Annotated in this window: 9 protein-coding genes; 3 read left to right on the top strand and 6 right to left on the bottom strand. The window is 66.9% G+C overall.

Features of this window, described 5'->3' with window-relative positions:
* The first annotated feature begins 84 nt into the window (after positions 1–84).
* The gene (locus HLH36_RS01000) at positions 85–1,023 is read left to right on the top strand and encodes a LysR substrate-binding domain-containing protein (RefSeq protein ID WP_182984651.1); all 939 of its coding nucleotides are present in this window, start codon (positions 85–87) and stop codon (positions 1,021–1,023) included.
* Positions 1,024–1,074: 51 nt separating this feature from the next.
* Here HLH36_RS01000 and HLH36_RS00995 read toward each other — a convergent pair whose 3' ends face one another.
* The gene (locus HLH36_RS00995; RefSeq protein ID WP_182984650.1) at positions 1,075–2,178 is read right to left on the bottom strand and encodes an aromatic ring-hydroxylating oxygenase subunit alpha; all 1,104 of its coding nucleotides are present in this window, start codon (positions 2,176–2,178) and stop codon (positions 1,075–1,077) included.
* Between the two features lie 650 nt (positions 2,179–2,828).
* Here HLH36_RS00995 and HLH36_RS00990 point away from each other — a divergent pair.
* The gene (locus HLH36_RS00990) at positions 2,829–5,258 is read left to right on the top strand and encodes a TonB-dependent receptor family protein (protein WP_246376270.1); all 2,430 of its coding nucleotides are present in this window, start codon (positions 2,829–2,831) and stop codon (positions 5,256–5,258) included.
* 59 nt (positions 5,259–5,317) lie between these two features.
* Here the strand turns inward: HLH36_RS00990 and HLH36_RS00985 are convergent, their stop codons facing one another.
* Genes HLH36_RS00985 through HLH36_RS00965 form a run of 5 tightly spaced genes read right to left on the bottom strand, consistent with a single transcriptional unit; the run spans position 5,318 to position 13,522 of the window.
* A complete protein-coding gene (locus tag HLH36_RS00985; RefSeq protein ID WP_182984649.1) occupies positions 5,318–8,701 on the bottom strand; it encodes an amidohydrolase family protein in 3,384 nt (1,127 codons plus the stop codon).
* A 9-nt stretch (positions 8,702–8,710) separates the two neighbouring features.
* A complete protein-coding gene (locus HLH36_RS00980; RefSeq protein WP_182984648.1) occupies positions 8,711–10,027 on the bottom strand; it encodes an amidohydrolase family protein in 1,317 nt (438 codons plus the stop codon).
* On the bottom strand, positions 10,024–11,409 hold the full coding sequence (locus tag HLH36_RS00975; protein WP_220792651.1) for an amidohydrolase family protein: 1,386 nt from the start codon (positions 11,407–11,409) through the stop codon (positions 10,024–10,026). Before HLH36_RS00975 ends, HLH36_RS00980 begins: the two co-directional genes overlap by 4 nt.
* Positions 11,406–12,554, bottom strand: coding sequence for a PepSY-associated TM helix domain-containing protein (locus tag HLH36_RS00970; RefSeq protein ID WP_182984647.1), 1,149 nt, complete (start codon positions 12,552–12,554; stop codon positions 11,406–11,408). Before HLH36_RS00970 ends, HLH36_RS00975 begins: the two co-directional genes overlap by 4 nt.
* A complete protein-coding gene (locus HLH36_RS00965; protein WP_182984646.1) occupies positions 12,551–13,522 on the bottom strand; it encodes an alpha/beta hydrolase fold domain-containing protein in 972 nt (323 codons plus the stop codon). Before HLH36_RS00965 ends, HLH36_RS00970 begins: the two co-directional genes overlap by 4 nt.
* A 221-nt stretch (positions 13,523–13,743) precedes the next feature.
* Here HLH36_RS00965 and HLH36_RS00960 point away from each other — a divergent pair, with 221 nt between their 5' ends.
* A complete protein-coding gene (locus HLH36_RS00960) occupies positions 13,744–14,385 on the top strand; it encodes an FMN-binding negative transcriptional regulator (protein ID WP_182984645.1) in 642 nt (213 codons plus the stop codon).
* The last annotated feature ends 13 nt before the right edge of the window (positions 14,386–14,398 follow it).

Genomic DNA, 14,398 nt, shown 5'->3' with positions numbered 1-14,398 from the left:
GGTGGGAACCCTGGGTTTCCAATCGCTTTACAGCGCCGGTCGCCGCCCCGTAAGATTCCGCCGGACAGCCCGGCGGATTGAATCGTGTCGACGAAGAAACGGCTACTTCTTCCACCCTTCGGGGCGCTGCGCGCCTTCGATGCCTATGGCCGCACCGGCGGCGTACGCAAGGCGGCCGAATATCTGGGCGTCAGCCACACGATCGTCGGGCGCCACCTGCGCACGCTGGAGGATTGGGTCGGGGTGGCGCTGATCGACCGGGCCAGCGGCACGCTGACGCAGAAGGGCCTGTCCTATCACAAGGATATCACCGAGGCGCTGGACGGGCTGTCCCGCGCGACCGAGCGGCTGCGTCCGCGCATGGAGGACTCGATCCGCATCGGCTGCGTGTCGGGCTTCGCCTCGCTGTGGCTGGCGGGGCGGGTCGGCGCCTTCCGGCGCAGCGAGCCGTCGATCAACCTCGTGGTGCGGCCGTTCGACCGGTTTCCCGATTTCGATCGCGACGACCTGCATGCCGATATCCGCTACCTGCGCGACCAGGATCTGGAAAGTTTTCCTGCCGGCTTCAAGAAGGTGCTGCTGGCGCGGCCCGCCATGTTCCCGGTCGCCAGTCCCGTCCTGGCGGCCGAGGTCGAAGGGCGCCTGCGCACGATCACCGACCTGCTGGGCGAGCCGCTGATCGAGGCGGAAGACAGCCGCGAATGGCATCTCTTCCTCGCGGGCCACAAGGTCAGCCCGGCCTCGTTCGTGCCGTTCGGGCGGCTGGGGCATGCCAGCATCACGCTGGCGGCGGCACGGCACGGGCAGGGCATCTCGCTGGCCAACATCTTCCTGGCGTCGGACGATCTGCAACGCGGGACCCTGGTGCGGGTCACCGTGCCGGGGCAGGCATTCCGTCGCGTGTTCATCGGCGGCTATTACCTGATCGCGCCCGAAAGCAACTGGAACCGCCCGCAATTCGCGCGCTTCCGCAACTGGCTGACGGCCGAGGTCGCGTCCTTCCTGGCCCGCGAGGCCCCATAAGCCTGCCCCGACGCGGCCGGTCGCGGGCAGGCGCGCAGGGTCAGGGCAGGGTCAGGAGAAAACGGCCTGGCTGGCCCCGGCCGCCTGCCCCGGCCGCCCGCTGCGCGCCAGCAGCGCGCGCAGATGGTTGACCACGGGAAAGACCTCGCGGTTCCGGTCGCCGCCCTGGGCGTCCCAGGCCTGCTGTTCCAGTTCCACCACCTCGCGGTCTTCCTCGAAGATCCGGTTGGTGAACACCGCCAGCGCCGGCCAGATCAGGTCGATCAGGAACGGAATCTTCGGGCGCCGCACCGACAGCAGGCCGAAGGCGCGGGTCGTGCGCTGGTCGGCGCTCTGCGGCACATAGGCCACCCACAGATCCATCATCAGGTCGCCATCCTTGTCGACGATCCGCAGCGTCTGGTACGGATATTCGGTCCGCACCGTCACCACTTCCTCGACCGGCTGCTCGCGCCCCTTCAGGTCTCGGTGGCGGCCGAAGATCAGCGCCTCGGCCAGCGGCTGGTGGGTATCGGTGCGGGCAAAGCTGTAGCGGGCCTCGACGAAATTCTCGCCCCGGTCCTGGCCCAGGAAGCGCGCGCGGATCTGGCCCATCTGGCGGCGGTGCAGGAACTGATGGTTCATGTCCATCAGGTTCTCATGCATGAAGGTATAGTGGCAGGCCACGCGGGGCCCGAACCGCCGCGTGCGGAAATCGGGGTCGCCGACATGCGCCAGCATGGGCATGGGGACGGAATCCGCCAGGGCCGGATCACCGGGGAAGATGAAGATCAGCCCGCCCTGTTCGCGGCAGGGATAGGTGCGCACGCCATTGGGCAGCTTGCCCTTGCCCAGATAGGGCACGTCGATACAGCGCCCCGACCGGCCATACGCCCAGCCATGATAGCAGCATTGCACCGCCTGGCCCTTCACGGTGCCCTTGCTCAGCGGCACCTGCCGGTGGGCGCAGCGATCCTCCAGCGCAAAGACCTCGCCCTCGGTGGGGCGGACCAGTGCGACCGGCTGGCCGGCATAGCGGGTGCCGATCGTCTTGCCGGCCTTGAGTTCGTGCGACCACGCCACCGGGTACCAGAAATCGGGGTCGCAATCGATCGTGCGCAGGTCGGGCATCCCGATTCCGATGGCATCGCGCTCGGTGAGGGAGATCTGGTCCATGGCTATGTCCATTCCGGTTCTTTCTTGATCGCGCATTGTCCTCCCTCGGGAACGTCCCTGTCTTGCTCCAGTTGGGAAACCGAGCCTTGCAGAAGACGAAACCATGCGTCCGCCGGGCTTGACAGCGCACGCCGCCGCGCGCACCGCGGCCGGCTCAGAAAAATAAAAGACGAAAATGAAACGAATATAAATGCATATACGATACGATCGAATATTGGGTATCAAAATAGATAATTTACTATAATAATATTACTCAGAATTTATGCGTATAAATTATATGTCAAATTATAAGAGTTGTGAAAAAAGAAACGTAATGTATTCATAAATGTGTCATATTTGCCGCATCATTAAAGAATGAGAGGCGAGCATCTTCCGGGTCTGTTGCATTTTCATCTCGGATTACGCTTGATTTAGTCCCAATGGCTGCCCGTGGATGCCGGCGGCCACAATCCCAGTGGAATGCGACGAAGGGAGCCTGGGCGCCTGACATGACCGACATCGTTCCAGGTGCTTCCCGCCGCGATTCCTGATCCGCCAAAACGCGGCGCGACGATCCCGTCCGACGCGATCGACAAGGGGGCATGACGGTCCCGCGGGCTGCCGCACGGCGCCGCGCGCGGGCGCGCGTGCCCTTTCCTGACAAGGTGAGTATGACCAGACAGACCGGATTTCTCCGACGCCACGGCCGATCGTTCCTGCTGGGATCGGCTTCCCTTCTGATGGCCTCGGCCAGCCTGCCCGCGCTTGCCGCCAGCAGCGAGAACGGCAAGGCTCATGCCCGCCATCGTGCCGCCAAGGCGGCGCATCATGCTTCGGCCGCCGCCGCGCAGCCGGCCGCTGCCCGTCCGGCGGCCCGCGTCCGTGCCGAGGCCGAGACGGTCGAGGTCAGCGGCGCGCGCTTCCATTCGCGCGGGGCGGAAACGGCCGTGACGCGCGCCACCATGGACCAGTTCGTGGCCGGCACCAGCCCGCTCCAGGTGCTGGCACTCACCACCCCCGGCGTCAGCTTCGGCTCGGACGACGCGCTGGGCCTCGATACGGTGGCCAGCACGCTGTATATCCGCGGCTTCAACCAGACCCAGATCGGCGCGACGCTGGACGGTATCCCGATGGGCGGCCAGGGATTCCATAACTGGAACGGCCTGGGCGTCGACCAGATGGAAATCCAGGAAAACCTCGCCGGCATGACGGTGTCGCAGGGCGCGGGCGCGCTGGACACGCCCTCGGCGCAGACGCTGGGCGGGGCGATCACCTACACCTCCGCCGATCCGCTGGACAAGGCGGGCGGCCGTGTCAGCCAGAGCTTCGGCAGCTACGACGCCTTCCGCACCTTCGCCCGCGTGGACAGCGGCGTGCTGAATGCCACCGGCACCAAATTCTACGCCTCCTATGCCCGCACCGCGCAGAATCTGTGGAAGGGCTTTGGCGACCAGCAGGAACACCAGGCCAATTTCAAGCTCGTGCAGCCGCTGGGCGACAAGGGCAAGGTCACGGCCATCTTCGACTACTCGAACTTCATCCAGTACAATTATCTGGGCCTGACCAAGAACATGTGGGAAAAGATGGGCCGTGACACGACCTATCTGAAGCCCGATTATGCGCTGTCCAAGGAATGGGCGGCCAATGCCCAGGCGGGCACGGTGCCCACCAACCTGCAGGGCGTGCTGACGCCGGACGAAATCGGCGACTACGCCTATGACGGCACGCAGACGCAGCGCAACTACCTGTCAGCCATCAAGGCCGACTATCAGTTCTTCCCCAACGTGCTGTCCAAGACCGCGGCCTATGCCCACGTGTCCAGCGGCGATTACAGCGGCACCAATCCGTTCCTGATCTCGCCCACCTCGCAGGTGCCGATGGCGCTTGAAACCGGGCATGTCGACGTCCGCCGCATCGGCTTCACCCAGAGCTTCGACATCACCGTCAACAAGAACGACATCAAGACCGGCATCTGGTACGAGAACGACACGTTCAACTACGCGATGCGGATGTACGAAGACGGCGTGGACGCGGCGCACAATTCCAAGAGCGCCTTCAAGGCCTCGCAGGCCACGACCTGGTGGGCGGATTCGTTCAACACGAACACGTTCCAGTACTACCTGCAGGACACCTACCACATCATTCCGGGCATGACCGTCACCGCCGGCTTCCGCTCGCTGCTGCAGACGACGCATGGCGGCACCAGCGTCGACAATACCAGCAGCCTGTCGGACTGGGGCGTCTATTACAGCCATCCCGCGTCGGGCAGCATGACGGCGGCAAATGCCTTCCTGCCGCATTTCAATTTCGATTATCACTTCCTGGATCATCATGAAGTGTATTTCGACATCGCCGAGAACATGCGCGCCTACGATTACGGCACCCAGAGCGGCAGCGGCAATCCGTGGGGCGGCCTGGGCAATTCCAGCAACCCGGCCCAGGCGGTGTTCAACGCCAACAAGAACAGCCTGAAGCCCGAGCGGACATGGAACTATGTCGTCGGGTACCGCTACGATTCCAAGCTGTTCTCGGCCAGCGTCGATTACTATCACACGGACTACTACAATCGCCTGGCGGCGATCACGGCCGGCCCCACAGGCGCCCAGTACAGCTCGATCGAGAATATCGGACGTGAGAGCATGAACGGCGCGGACGTGATGGGCACCATCCGTCCGGTGCGCGGGCTGGAGATTTCCAACAGCTTCAGTTGGAACGACGCGGTCTACGAAAACGCGAGCCTGCCCTACAAGGGCAAGCATCAGGTTTTCTATCCGAAGTTCATGTACAAGGCGAACCTGTCCTATACCTATCGTCAGGCGACCTTCAACTTCAACGCGACCTACAACAGCGCGCGGCCGATGACGTACATGAACGACGTCAAGATCCCTGCCTACTGGACGTCGAACCTCAGCGCCGCCTACAATTTCGGGCATCTCGGCTTTGCCAACAACCTGAAGGCGACCCTCGGCATCACCAACCTGTTCAACAAGAACTATATCGGTGGTGTCTACGGCGCGGCGTCGGTCTCGGGTGACGACAACCCGGTCCTCTATGTCGCGGCACCCCGCGAGTTCTTCGGCACGGTTTCGGCCGAGTTCTGAAAACATGGCCGTCCGCGAGGGCATGCTCCTGCGGACGGCTTGAAAAAACTTCGCTGCGTTCAGTCGGTTTCGTCTGAACGCATGTTTCGGGCCGGGGAAGGCAGCCAGCGTGCCTCCGCATCCTGTCCGGCAAACCATGGCCGGATGCGGGGCCGCTGTGCCGGCCAGAGTTCTTTCAGCGTCGCGGTATCGTAAAGGCGTCCGTCGCGCATGACCTGCGCCACCGCGCGCGCATTGCGGATATCGGTCAGCGGATCGGCGGTCAGCACCACCAGATCCGCGATCTTGCCTGGTTCGATGCTGCCCAGGTCGGATTTGCGGCCGATCGTTTCGGCCGAGCCGATGGTGGCGGCATGCAGGATGGCCTGCGCCGTCATGCCGCCCAGCGCATGCAACTCCATTTCCTGATGAAAGCCGATGCCTGGCATTTCGCCATGGCTGCCGATTCCGACCAGTCCGCCGGCGGCGGCAAGGGCGGCGGCATCGGCGGCAATGGAAGGGAAGCGATATTCGGACAGTGGCCGCCAGTCGCGCCGCAATGTCATCTGCTCGCGGAACAGTTCGGGCCAGAAGGTCCTCACGCGCGCGTCGCCGCGCGGATCGTCGCGCGCGATCGCCCAGTCCATGCCGGGCGAGCCGCCATTGGTGATGCTTAACGTGGTCGTGTAGCTGGTTCGGGTTGCACGCAGCAACGCCAGCACGTCTTCCTGCAACGGAGAGGCCACCAGCGCATGCTCGTTGCCGGCATATCCGTCCAGAATCTGGGTCAGGTCCAGCTTCATCGACAGGGCGCCTTCGGTCGTCGGCTGCATGCCCAGCATGCGGCACGCCTGCGCCACCCATTCGCGGACCTCGCGGCTGCCGGTGCGATATTCCTTGATATTGCGCAGGCCATAATCGTCGCGATAACGTCGCATGACCGCCAGGACGTCCGACAGCGAGGAAAAACGCTGCATTGAAAAGAGCGCAATGCCGGTCTGGCGAATGCGTGGCCCCGTCATCAGGCCCGCGTCCAGCAGGTCCTGATAGGCCAGCATGTCGATCGACAGGGTGGAGGGATCGAAACTGGTCGTGACGCCCCAGGCCAGACGGGCCGCGATCCCCCAATCCTCCAGCCCTAGTACAGTCCGGCGGATTGTCGCCACATGGTCATGCGTGTCGATAAAGCCGGGGACGATGATGCGCCCGGTCACGTCGCGGATCGTGGCATCTGCCGGTATTGCAAAGCTGCCTGTCGGACCGACCTGCCTGAAGCGCCCATCCTCTACCAGGATATCGGCATGGTCGATCACGGGGGCACCGGCCGCCATGGTCAGCACCCTGGCTCCACGCAGCACCAGCCGGCCCCGCGCTACCGCGCGGGGAGCAGTCACGTCGGCGCGGTATTGCGTTTCGGCCGGTGAAGGGGAGGTGGCGTGCCAGTCCGGGCGGTTCGGCGGGGCGAGCGGGATGTCGGCGCGCGGGCGAGTGTGAAAGACCGGGCCGGTAGACCAGTCGATCGACCGTCCGTCGGCGGACCATGCAATATAATCGGCGCCCGTGTCGGACACGCGACGATGGGGCAGGCGCGGGTCGCTGAGATCGACATGCCGCCCCGGCCGCGCGGGCATGGCGAGCAGATGAAGCTGCTGGGAAACCTGCGCCAGCAGCCAGTGCCCGTCGGGGCTGATCCGCAGATCGTCCACCGGCACCGCACCATCCTGGAAATACCAGCCAGGGCCGTCGACCCGCACGGCCAGACGGCGGGTGCCATGGACCAGATCGATGCTGTCCAGCCCGTCATCCGTCTGCAGATAGGCGGCCCCGCGCGCGAACTGCACCGGGCCGCCCAGTGTGCCGCGCGCGATGGTGCGAGCCGCGCCGCCCCCAGCAGGCAGGGCGATCAACTCGGCGTTCCGCAGCCGGCCATATTCCATATAGACGTCCAGCCGTGCCTGCTGGCCGGACCGCAGCGCCAGCACCTGGCGCCCGTCGGGAGTAAAGACCGGGTCGGTATAATAGGCCTGCAGGCCCGATAGACGCACCGGCGGCGCGGAGCCGTCGGCGGGGGCGGACCAGATGGCACCCGCTCCCTGCTCGCTCCACGTCACCCACGTCAGTTGCCGGCCGTCGGGGCTCCAGGCAGGCTGAAAAGCCGGGTCGCCGCCAGAAGCGAAAGGAACAGGCGCTGCATGGCCGTCCAGCCGCATCAGATACAGCCTGCCCAAGGCCGAGAAGGCGAGCGTGCGACGATCGGGAGACGCCACGGGCGCCATCATCAGCCTGGCATGGACGGGGCCTGTCTCCTCACGGATATCCTGACGGGTGGAAGGGCCGAGCGCGACATCGAGATGGGCGGTGAACGGAAGAGGTGTCGCGGCACCGTCAGTCAGGGTGATCCGTTCGAACCCGCCGCCCACGCTCAGCACGATCGCGCCATCGTCCGGCGTGAAGGCATAGCGCGGCACGAGATCCTGCCACATCGAGGATTGAAGCTGGTCATGCGTGATGGGAAAGGCCACCCGCCTGTCCCGCCCCGTCGTCAGGTCGCGCACCCGTAATTCGGTGCCTCCGTCCCGCCGGGCGGCATAGGCCAGCAGGCGCCCGTCATGCGACAGGCATGGGCGGAAGAATGCGCCAGGAAAGAGGGGGGTGCGCGGGCCGTCGGGCAGGGTCACCACCGTCTCCTCCGCGCCGGTGGCCAGATCGCGGCGGATGATGGTCCAGTGATCGACGTCCTCGAAGGAAAGGCCACCCAGATGGCGTGCGGCGTAGACGGTCCGCCCGTCCGGCGCGGCGACAGCCCCCAGTGTGCTGCGCCACATGGCCCGCGGGCTGTCGGGCCTGTCGCGCACCGGCACCACCAGGGTGCCATGCCCTGCCAGATCGTAGCGCCACAGTTCGTAGGCGTTCAGGTCCGCCCGGTAGCGGCTGACCAGGAGGGACCGTCCGTCGGGCATCCAGGCCGGTGAGGTCAGGACCGTGTCGTCATCGCCGAACGTGACCTGCCGCGCCGCGCTTCCATCGGGGTGGGCGATCCACAGATTGTCGGCCCCTGAGCCGTCGCTGACATAGGCGATCCATCGCCCGTCTGGCGCGTAGGCGGGCGCGGTGTCGAACGGCAGGCCGCCGCTGATCCGCGTTGCCTGGCCCCCCTCCGTCGGCAGGGTATAGAGATCGCCCAGCAGGTCGAACACGATGTGCCGCCCGTCGGGCGACAGGTCGAGCGACATCCAGGTGCCGTGCCGCACGTCGGCAACCAGGCGCCGCGCCGACATCATCGGCAGGGTCTGTCCCGGTGGCTGGATCGGTCGGGTGCGGTCGGGCAGTGCATGGCCGATCGCGGCGGGCGACAGGAACGGCAATGGTGGCTCGCCGGCCTCCTGGGCGCGGGCTGCCGGAATGATCGCCAGGCCCGCGGGCAACAGGGTGGAAAGCAGCAGGGTGCGGGCAGACGAGCGCATCGGATCTCCTCAGCGATAGGCGGGCGGCAAGGTGGCGTTGTCCGGCGGCGTGCCGGCGCGTGTCGGCGCGTAGCGGTCCCGCAGGGTCCTCTGGCGGGTCGATAGCGAAACCTCGTGCCCATCGATGAAGAGCATTGCCGGATTGCTGGCGGGCTCCAGCGGGTCGCCATCCCAGAGTACCAGGTCCGCGCCGGCGCCGGGTGTCAGGGTTCCCGCGCCGCGCATGCCCCAGATCGCGGCAGGGGCCGCCGTGATTGCGCGTAGCGCCGTTGCGTAAGGCAATCCGTTGGCCACCGCGATTCCGGCGCCTTCGCGCAGATCCAGGCCGGCATCGTAGCTCAGGTAGATTCCGTTGCCAGGCACCGAGAAGGCGATTTCCACCCCCGCTTTCGCCAGCATGGCCGCATTGTCCAGCCGGGCGCCAAGCGAGTCGAAGGTCTGCGGCAGGTCGGCCTCTGGATCGAGGATGACCGGCACATGCGCCGCCGCCAGTTCCGCCGCCGCCCGCCAGGCCTCGGCGCCCCCCAGCACCGCCACGCGGATCGCGCTCTCCCGTGCCAGGCGAATGGCCTGGCGAATGTCCGATTCACGATTTGCGGCGATCAGAAGCGGCATGGTGCCGGCGATCACCGGTGCCAGCGCGGCGCGGTCGACAGGCGACAGGATGAGCGCGGATGCCGGATCGCGCGGCGATGGGGCCCGTCGCGCCTCGGCCAGGGCGGTGCGGAGCAGCACCCATTGCGCGGCCCTTGAGCCGCCGGCCGTCGCCAGGGCCATGTCGCCCGTGAGAGCCACCATCGCCGCGCCCGCACGGGCCAGAATGTCGCCGGAGGGGCGCAGGTGAATCAGCGCGCCCTGGCCTGCAAACGGTGCAATCTGCGTGCCGCCGGGGTAGCTCATCGCCCAGGCCAGACCATCGGCCCGCGCCAGCGGCAGCAGATTGGACTGCCCGTTCAGGGCATATTGCACGTCGAAAGCCGGGCCGAGCGGGCCGTGTGACAGGGTGCGGTCATCGGTATCGCGCGCACCGGAAACCTCCACAAGGCCCAGTTGCGTCGCGGCGCTGAACAAAGCGGGGGTTACGATCTGCCCGTGCGCGTCGATCCGACGCGCGCCGGGCGGGATCGGCCCCTGTGCGGTGACTGAGCGTACATGCCCGCCCGCGATCACGATGGTGGCGTCGGCAACGGGGGGCGTGGTGACGGGCATGGCCAGGGCATGCACGATGGCGATGACCGGAGCCGGGGCGCCATCTGCCCGCGCCTGGCTCCATGGGCCCAGGGTGGCCAGGATCGCCATGGCCGCAGTGCGGCGGGCCCATGTCATGGCGCCTCCGGCGGCGTGCGGCCCAGTTCGAAATCCGTCCGGGGCCGCCGGTGCGGATCGGTGCGATCGAACGCCACCGCGCCGTCGACGAACACCATGTCGGCATGGGCATAGACGCTGAACGGCTGCATCGACCAGATCACGGCATCGGCGTCCTTGCCGGGCTCGAGGCTGCCGATTCGCCTGTCCAGCCCCAGGGCGCGGGCGGGGTTGGCCGTCAGCCAGCCGATGACATGCTCGGGCGGCAGGTCCAGTCCGGCACGTCGCCCGGCGGCGGCGGCCTTGCCGGCTTCGATGTTGAGCCATTGGCCCAGGAAAGGGGAATCCGAATGCATCATCGCGCATCCGCCCGCCGCATCGATGAAGGCGGCATTCTCACGGATACCGTCCAGCGCTTCCATCTTGTAGCCCCACCAGTCGGACCATACGGCGGCGCAGACATGGGCGCGGGCCAGAAGGGGGGCGATCTTGTAGCCTTCGACCGCATGGTGGAAGGCAGCGATGCGAAAGCCCAGGGCCCTGCTCAGATCCAGCATCACCGCCATCTCGTCGGCGCGATAGCAGTGCATGTGTACCGCGATCATGCCGTCCAGCGCCGCCGCCAGCGTGTCCAGCCGAGCATCGTCGTCGGGCTGCGTGCCCTGTCCGGCCAGGTAGCGCTTCCAGTCCTGCCGATAGCGGCCGGCCTTGGCGAACGCCGCGCGGATGAAGGCGATCTCCCCTTCACGGCTCGTCGGGCCGCGCCCTTTTTCGGCATCCTCGCTCCTGGGGTTCTCGCCACAGGCCATCTTCATGCCCCACGGCGCGTCCGGCATCTTCATCGCTTGCATCGTGGTCGCCGGGATGGGGTGCAGCACCACCGAGCGACCGCCGAAGATCGGGCTGGAGCCCGGCAGGACCTGCAAGGTCGTCACTCCGTGCGCCAGGGCACGGGCAAAGGCCGGGTCCTGCGGATTGATCGCGGTCTCGATCCAGCTATCCGCCGCATTGGGGTCGGACAATTCGCTCACGTCCGACGTCTCTTCGTCGATTGCCGTGATCGGCACGACATAGGTGCCGTCGTGACTGTGGATATCGATCAGCCCGGGCGTGACCCAGCGCCCCCGCGCGTCGATCACGTGCGCCTTCGCGTCCGTCAGATGCGGCCCGATCGCCGCGATCCTGCCGTCACGCATCAGCAGCGATCCGTCCTCGATCCGGTGGCCCGCACCGTCCAGGATGGTCGCATGGACGATCAGCGTGTCCTCGCGCGGCAGCGGCCTGTAGGTGCTGGGGAAGAGGTCGCGCAACCAGGGCGGGATTGCCGCCGCTGCCTGTCGCGGGACGCTCAGGCAGGTCATCAGCCCGATCATCAGGCAAAGCGGGGCAGGCCGCATCGTCATGCCCGCCGGCCGGGCTGGCGCTGCCGTCGCAGCCAGGGCAGCACGCCGGAGACGATCATGATGCTGGTGGCGATACCCGTCGCCAGCACGCAGGCCATCGTCGGCCATCCGGCGACCTGCCCGCTATGCAGTGGATAAAGCGCGCGGATCGCCAGCGCACCCGCGCCGTCCAGATGCGGATCATCGATCCATGCGATATGTCCGTCATGCCGGTCGATATGGCAGGTGATCCGCCCGAAACCGGTATAGAGCGCGGTGCCGCCGGGCGCGAACGATACCCCGTACAGATCCCGCGCCGGGTCGTCGGCCAGGGCGACCGGCAGCATGTCGGGGTGGACATGCGCGGCCCAGGTCCGGGCAATGGCCTCGGCTGCCGCGTAGCCCAGAGGCGGGCCGGCATGGATGGCAGCGGGTGGCGCGTCGTCGGCGAAGGGCGAGCCGGCACGGGGTGGCGACAGAAAGGTTGCGATGGGCGCGAAGGCCTCGTCGAAGAAATTCATTGCGACCGATGTCAGCGCCATCACGATCATGAACGGGATCGTCCATAGCCCGATCACGCGGTGCAGTTCGGGCCAGGGGCGGCGCGCCAGCATCTGGCGATTGAGGCGCCAGGCCGGTTGCCAGGCCGCCAGCAATGGCCGGCGGCGGGGAAGCGTGATCACCAGCCCGATCACGGTCAGGGCCAGCCAGCCGACGGCGACGCCCCCCATGAGCAGGCGCCCGGCCGTGCCCAGGGCCAGGGTGGCATGAAGCGCGTACAGCAATTGCATCGCATGGGCCCGGTCCAGACCCGCCTGCCGGTTACGGGTGCCGGTCACGCTTCCGTCGCGCGGGTCGATGAAGATCTCCTCGGGGTCGCCATCGGGTGTGCGCAACATGATGGCCCGCAGCGCCTCACCGGAGCGCGGTCGCAGGGCAAAGTGCACGACCCGCCAGGCCGAGTGCGCGGTCAGGACACGCGCCACCAGTTCCGGTGCCGGCCGCACAGGGCCGGCTGGTACTCCGAACAGGCCGGGATTCAGCAGAGCATCGACGCGGTCGCGAAAGGTCAGGAGCGTGCCGGTCACGGCCGCGACCATCAGGAACAGTGCAATGCCCAGCCCGGCATACCGGTGTGCCAGAAACAGGCCCCGGCGCAGCGTCATGTGGTCGGCTCGTGTTCGGCGATGTTCGCGCGCAGCCATGCGATCTGCTCGGCCACGGCGCGGGCGGCCACTGCGGACATGTCCAGCGCTTCAAGGAAGGAATGGGTGGCGCCCGGATAGGATCGGGCGATGATGGCATTGCCGGCGGCACGCAGGCGCTCGGCCATGGCGTGGTTCTCGTCGGCCAGCACGTCGCATTCCGCAATGGTCATGAATACCGGCGGAAGGCCCGCGACCTCCGCCCGGAGGGGCGAGGCCAGTGGCAGCGCGCGCCGGTCGGCATCGGGAATATAACGTTGCCAGAAGAATAGCATCTCGTCGCGCGTCAGCATGAAATCAGGCCCGGCGAAACGGGCATAGGATGGGGTGTCGCAGGCACTGTCATACACCCCGTAGCTCAGCAGCAGCCCGTGCAGCCCGGTCGCGCTTCCAGCGTCGCGCAGCCCGATCGCTGCGGCCAGCGACAGGTTGGCGCCCGCGGAATCCCCGCCTATGAACAGCGGCAGGCCTGCCAGCGCCGGCAGATGGACGGGGAGCGCGCGCAGGCAATCCATGATCTGTTCGAGCGCCACGGGGAATACGTATTCCGGCGCCAGGGCATAATCCAGCCCGACGACGGCCATGTTGGCCCCCGCCGCATATTCGCGCATCAGCCGGTCATGCGTATCCAGGCCGAACATGGTCCACCCGCCGCCATGCAGATAGACCAGCACGCCATCCGGCGACGGGCCGGGGGAGAAGATCCGCGCGCGTAGCGGCGGGGTGGTTTCGCCAAGGACAATGTCGCTGACGTCGGCCAGGGCCGGCGCCCTGGCCGGCAGCGTCGCGCGGGCCTGGGCGGCCAGGCTGCGGGCGGTTTCGGGCGGCAGGGTCTCGAACGGCGGAAAATCCCGTCCGGCCTGCGCCATATGCCGGCGAAATGCCGCGATCTCGGGGTCCAGAAGGCCTGGAGGAAGGGCTGAGGTCACGATTGTGGGGCTCCGCTGTCTCGAGCCCATTCTTGTCGAAACTGGTGCGGCGGGCGTGTCGGAAAGGGTCAAAGAGGCCAGCGGTCGGGCCATGAGGCGGAACGATCTGGAATCGTTACGATCACGGCCCGGTGGCGGCATGTTCTGGCCCGGTGACAACGGCCTGTCGGCGCGCGGGTGGTAGGATGTACGATCCCCACTCAGCCGGAAGCCTCTGTGTCATGTACGTTCCACCAGACTATGTTTGCGACGATACCGCCTGTCTGCACGACCTGATCGCGCGCGCGCGTCTGGGCACGGTCATTACCATGTCGGCGGGCTCCGATGGGGGTGCGCCTGAAGCCTGTCATCTGCCGTTGCTGCTGGATCGTCGTCGCGGGCCGCTGGGCACGCTGGTCGGCCACCTCGATCGCCGTAACCCGCAACTGGCCGATCTGGCCGCCGGCCGGCCGGTGCTGGTGACGTTCCTGGGGGCCGACGCCGGCGTCTCGCCGGATTGGTACCACACCAGCCCGCGCGTTCCGACCTGGCTGTACAGCGCCGTCCATGCGACGGGCATTCCGACCGTGATCGAGGATGCGGCTGCCTTGCGCGATATCCTGGAGCGCGGCAGTGCCCTGGCGGTGCCCGCCGGGGGGACGTGGCGGCCGGCGCAGGTCGCAACCTATATCGATCGGCTGCTCGGCGGCATCGCAGGGTTCGAAATCCCCCTCGACACGCTGCGGGGGCAGATCCGGCTGGGTCAGCATAATGGCCCCGAGGACTGGCAGGGGGTGCATGACGCGCTGTCATGCGGCACCCTGCAACAGCGACGTGTGGCCGAGGACATGGCGGCGTTCGGTCGCGTGATCTCCGGCGCCTGAAAAAGCGGGACGG

Origin of the sequence: Gluconacetobacter aggeris, from assembly GCF_014174395.1 — a bacterium.
GTDB lineage: Bacteria > Pseudomonadota > Alphaproteobacteria > Acetobacterales > Acetobacteraceae > Gluconacetobacter > Gluconacetobacter aggeris.
This window is presented reverse-complemented; position numbering and strand designations above follow the sequence as displayed.

Excerpts from the sequence above, each read along its gene's own strand:
- HLH36_RS00995 (WP_182984650.1), bottom strand. The coding sequence starts at position 2,178 with ATGGACCAGATCTCCCTCACCGAGCGCGATGCCATCGGAATCGGGATG.
- HLH36_RS00990 (WP_246376270.1), top strand. The coding sequence starts at position 2,829 with ATGACCAGACAGACCGGATTTCTCCGACGCCACGGCCGATCGTTCCTG.
- HLH36_RS00985 (WP_182984649.1), bottom strand. The coding sequence starts at position 8,701 with ATGCGCTCGTCTGCCCGCACCCTGCTGCTTTCCACCCTGTTGCCCGCG.
- HLH36_RS00980 (WP_182984648.1), bottom strand. The coding sequence starts at position 10,027 with ATGACATGGGCCCGCCGCACTGCGGCCATGGCGATCCTGGCCACCCTG.
- HLH36_RS00975 (WP_220792651.1), bottom strand. The coding sequence starts at position 11,409 with ATGACGATGCGGCCTGCCCCGCTTTGCCTGATGATCGGGCTGATGACC.
- HLH36_RS00970 (WP_182984647.1), bottom strand. The coding sequence starts at position 12,554 with ATGACGCTGCGCCGGGGCCTGTTTCTGGCACACCGGTATGCCGGGCTG.
- HLH36_RS00960 (WP_182984645.1), top strand. The coding sequence starts at position 13,744 with ATGTACGTTCCACCAGACTATGTTTGCGACGATACCGCCTGTCTGCAC.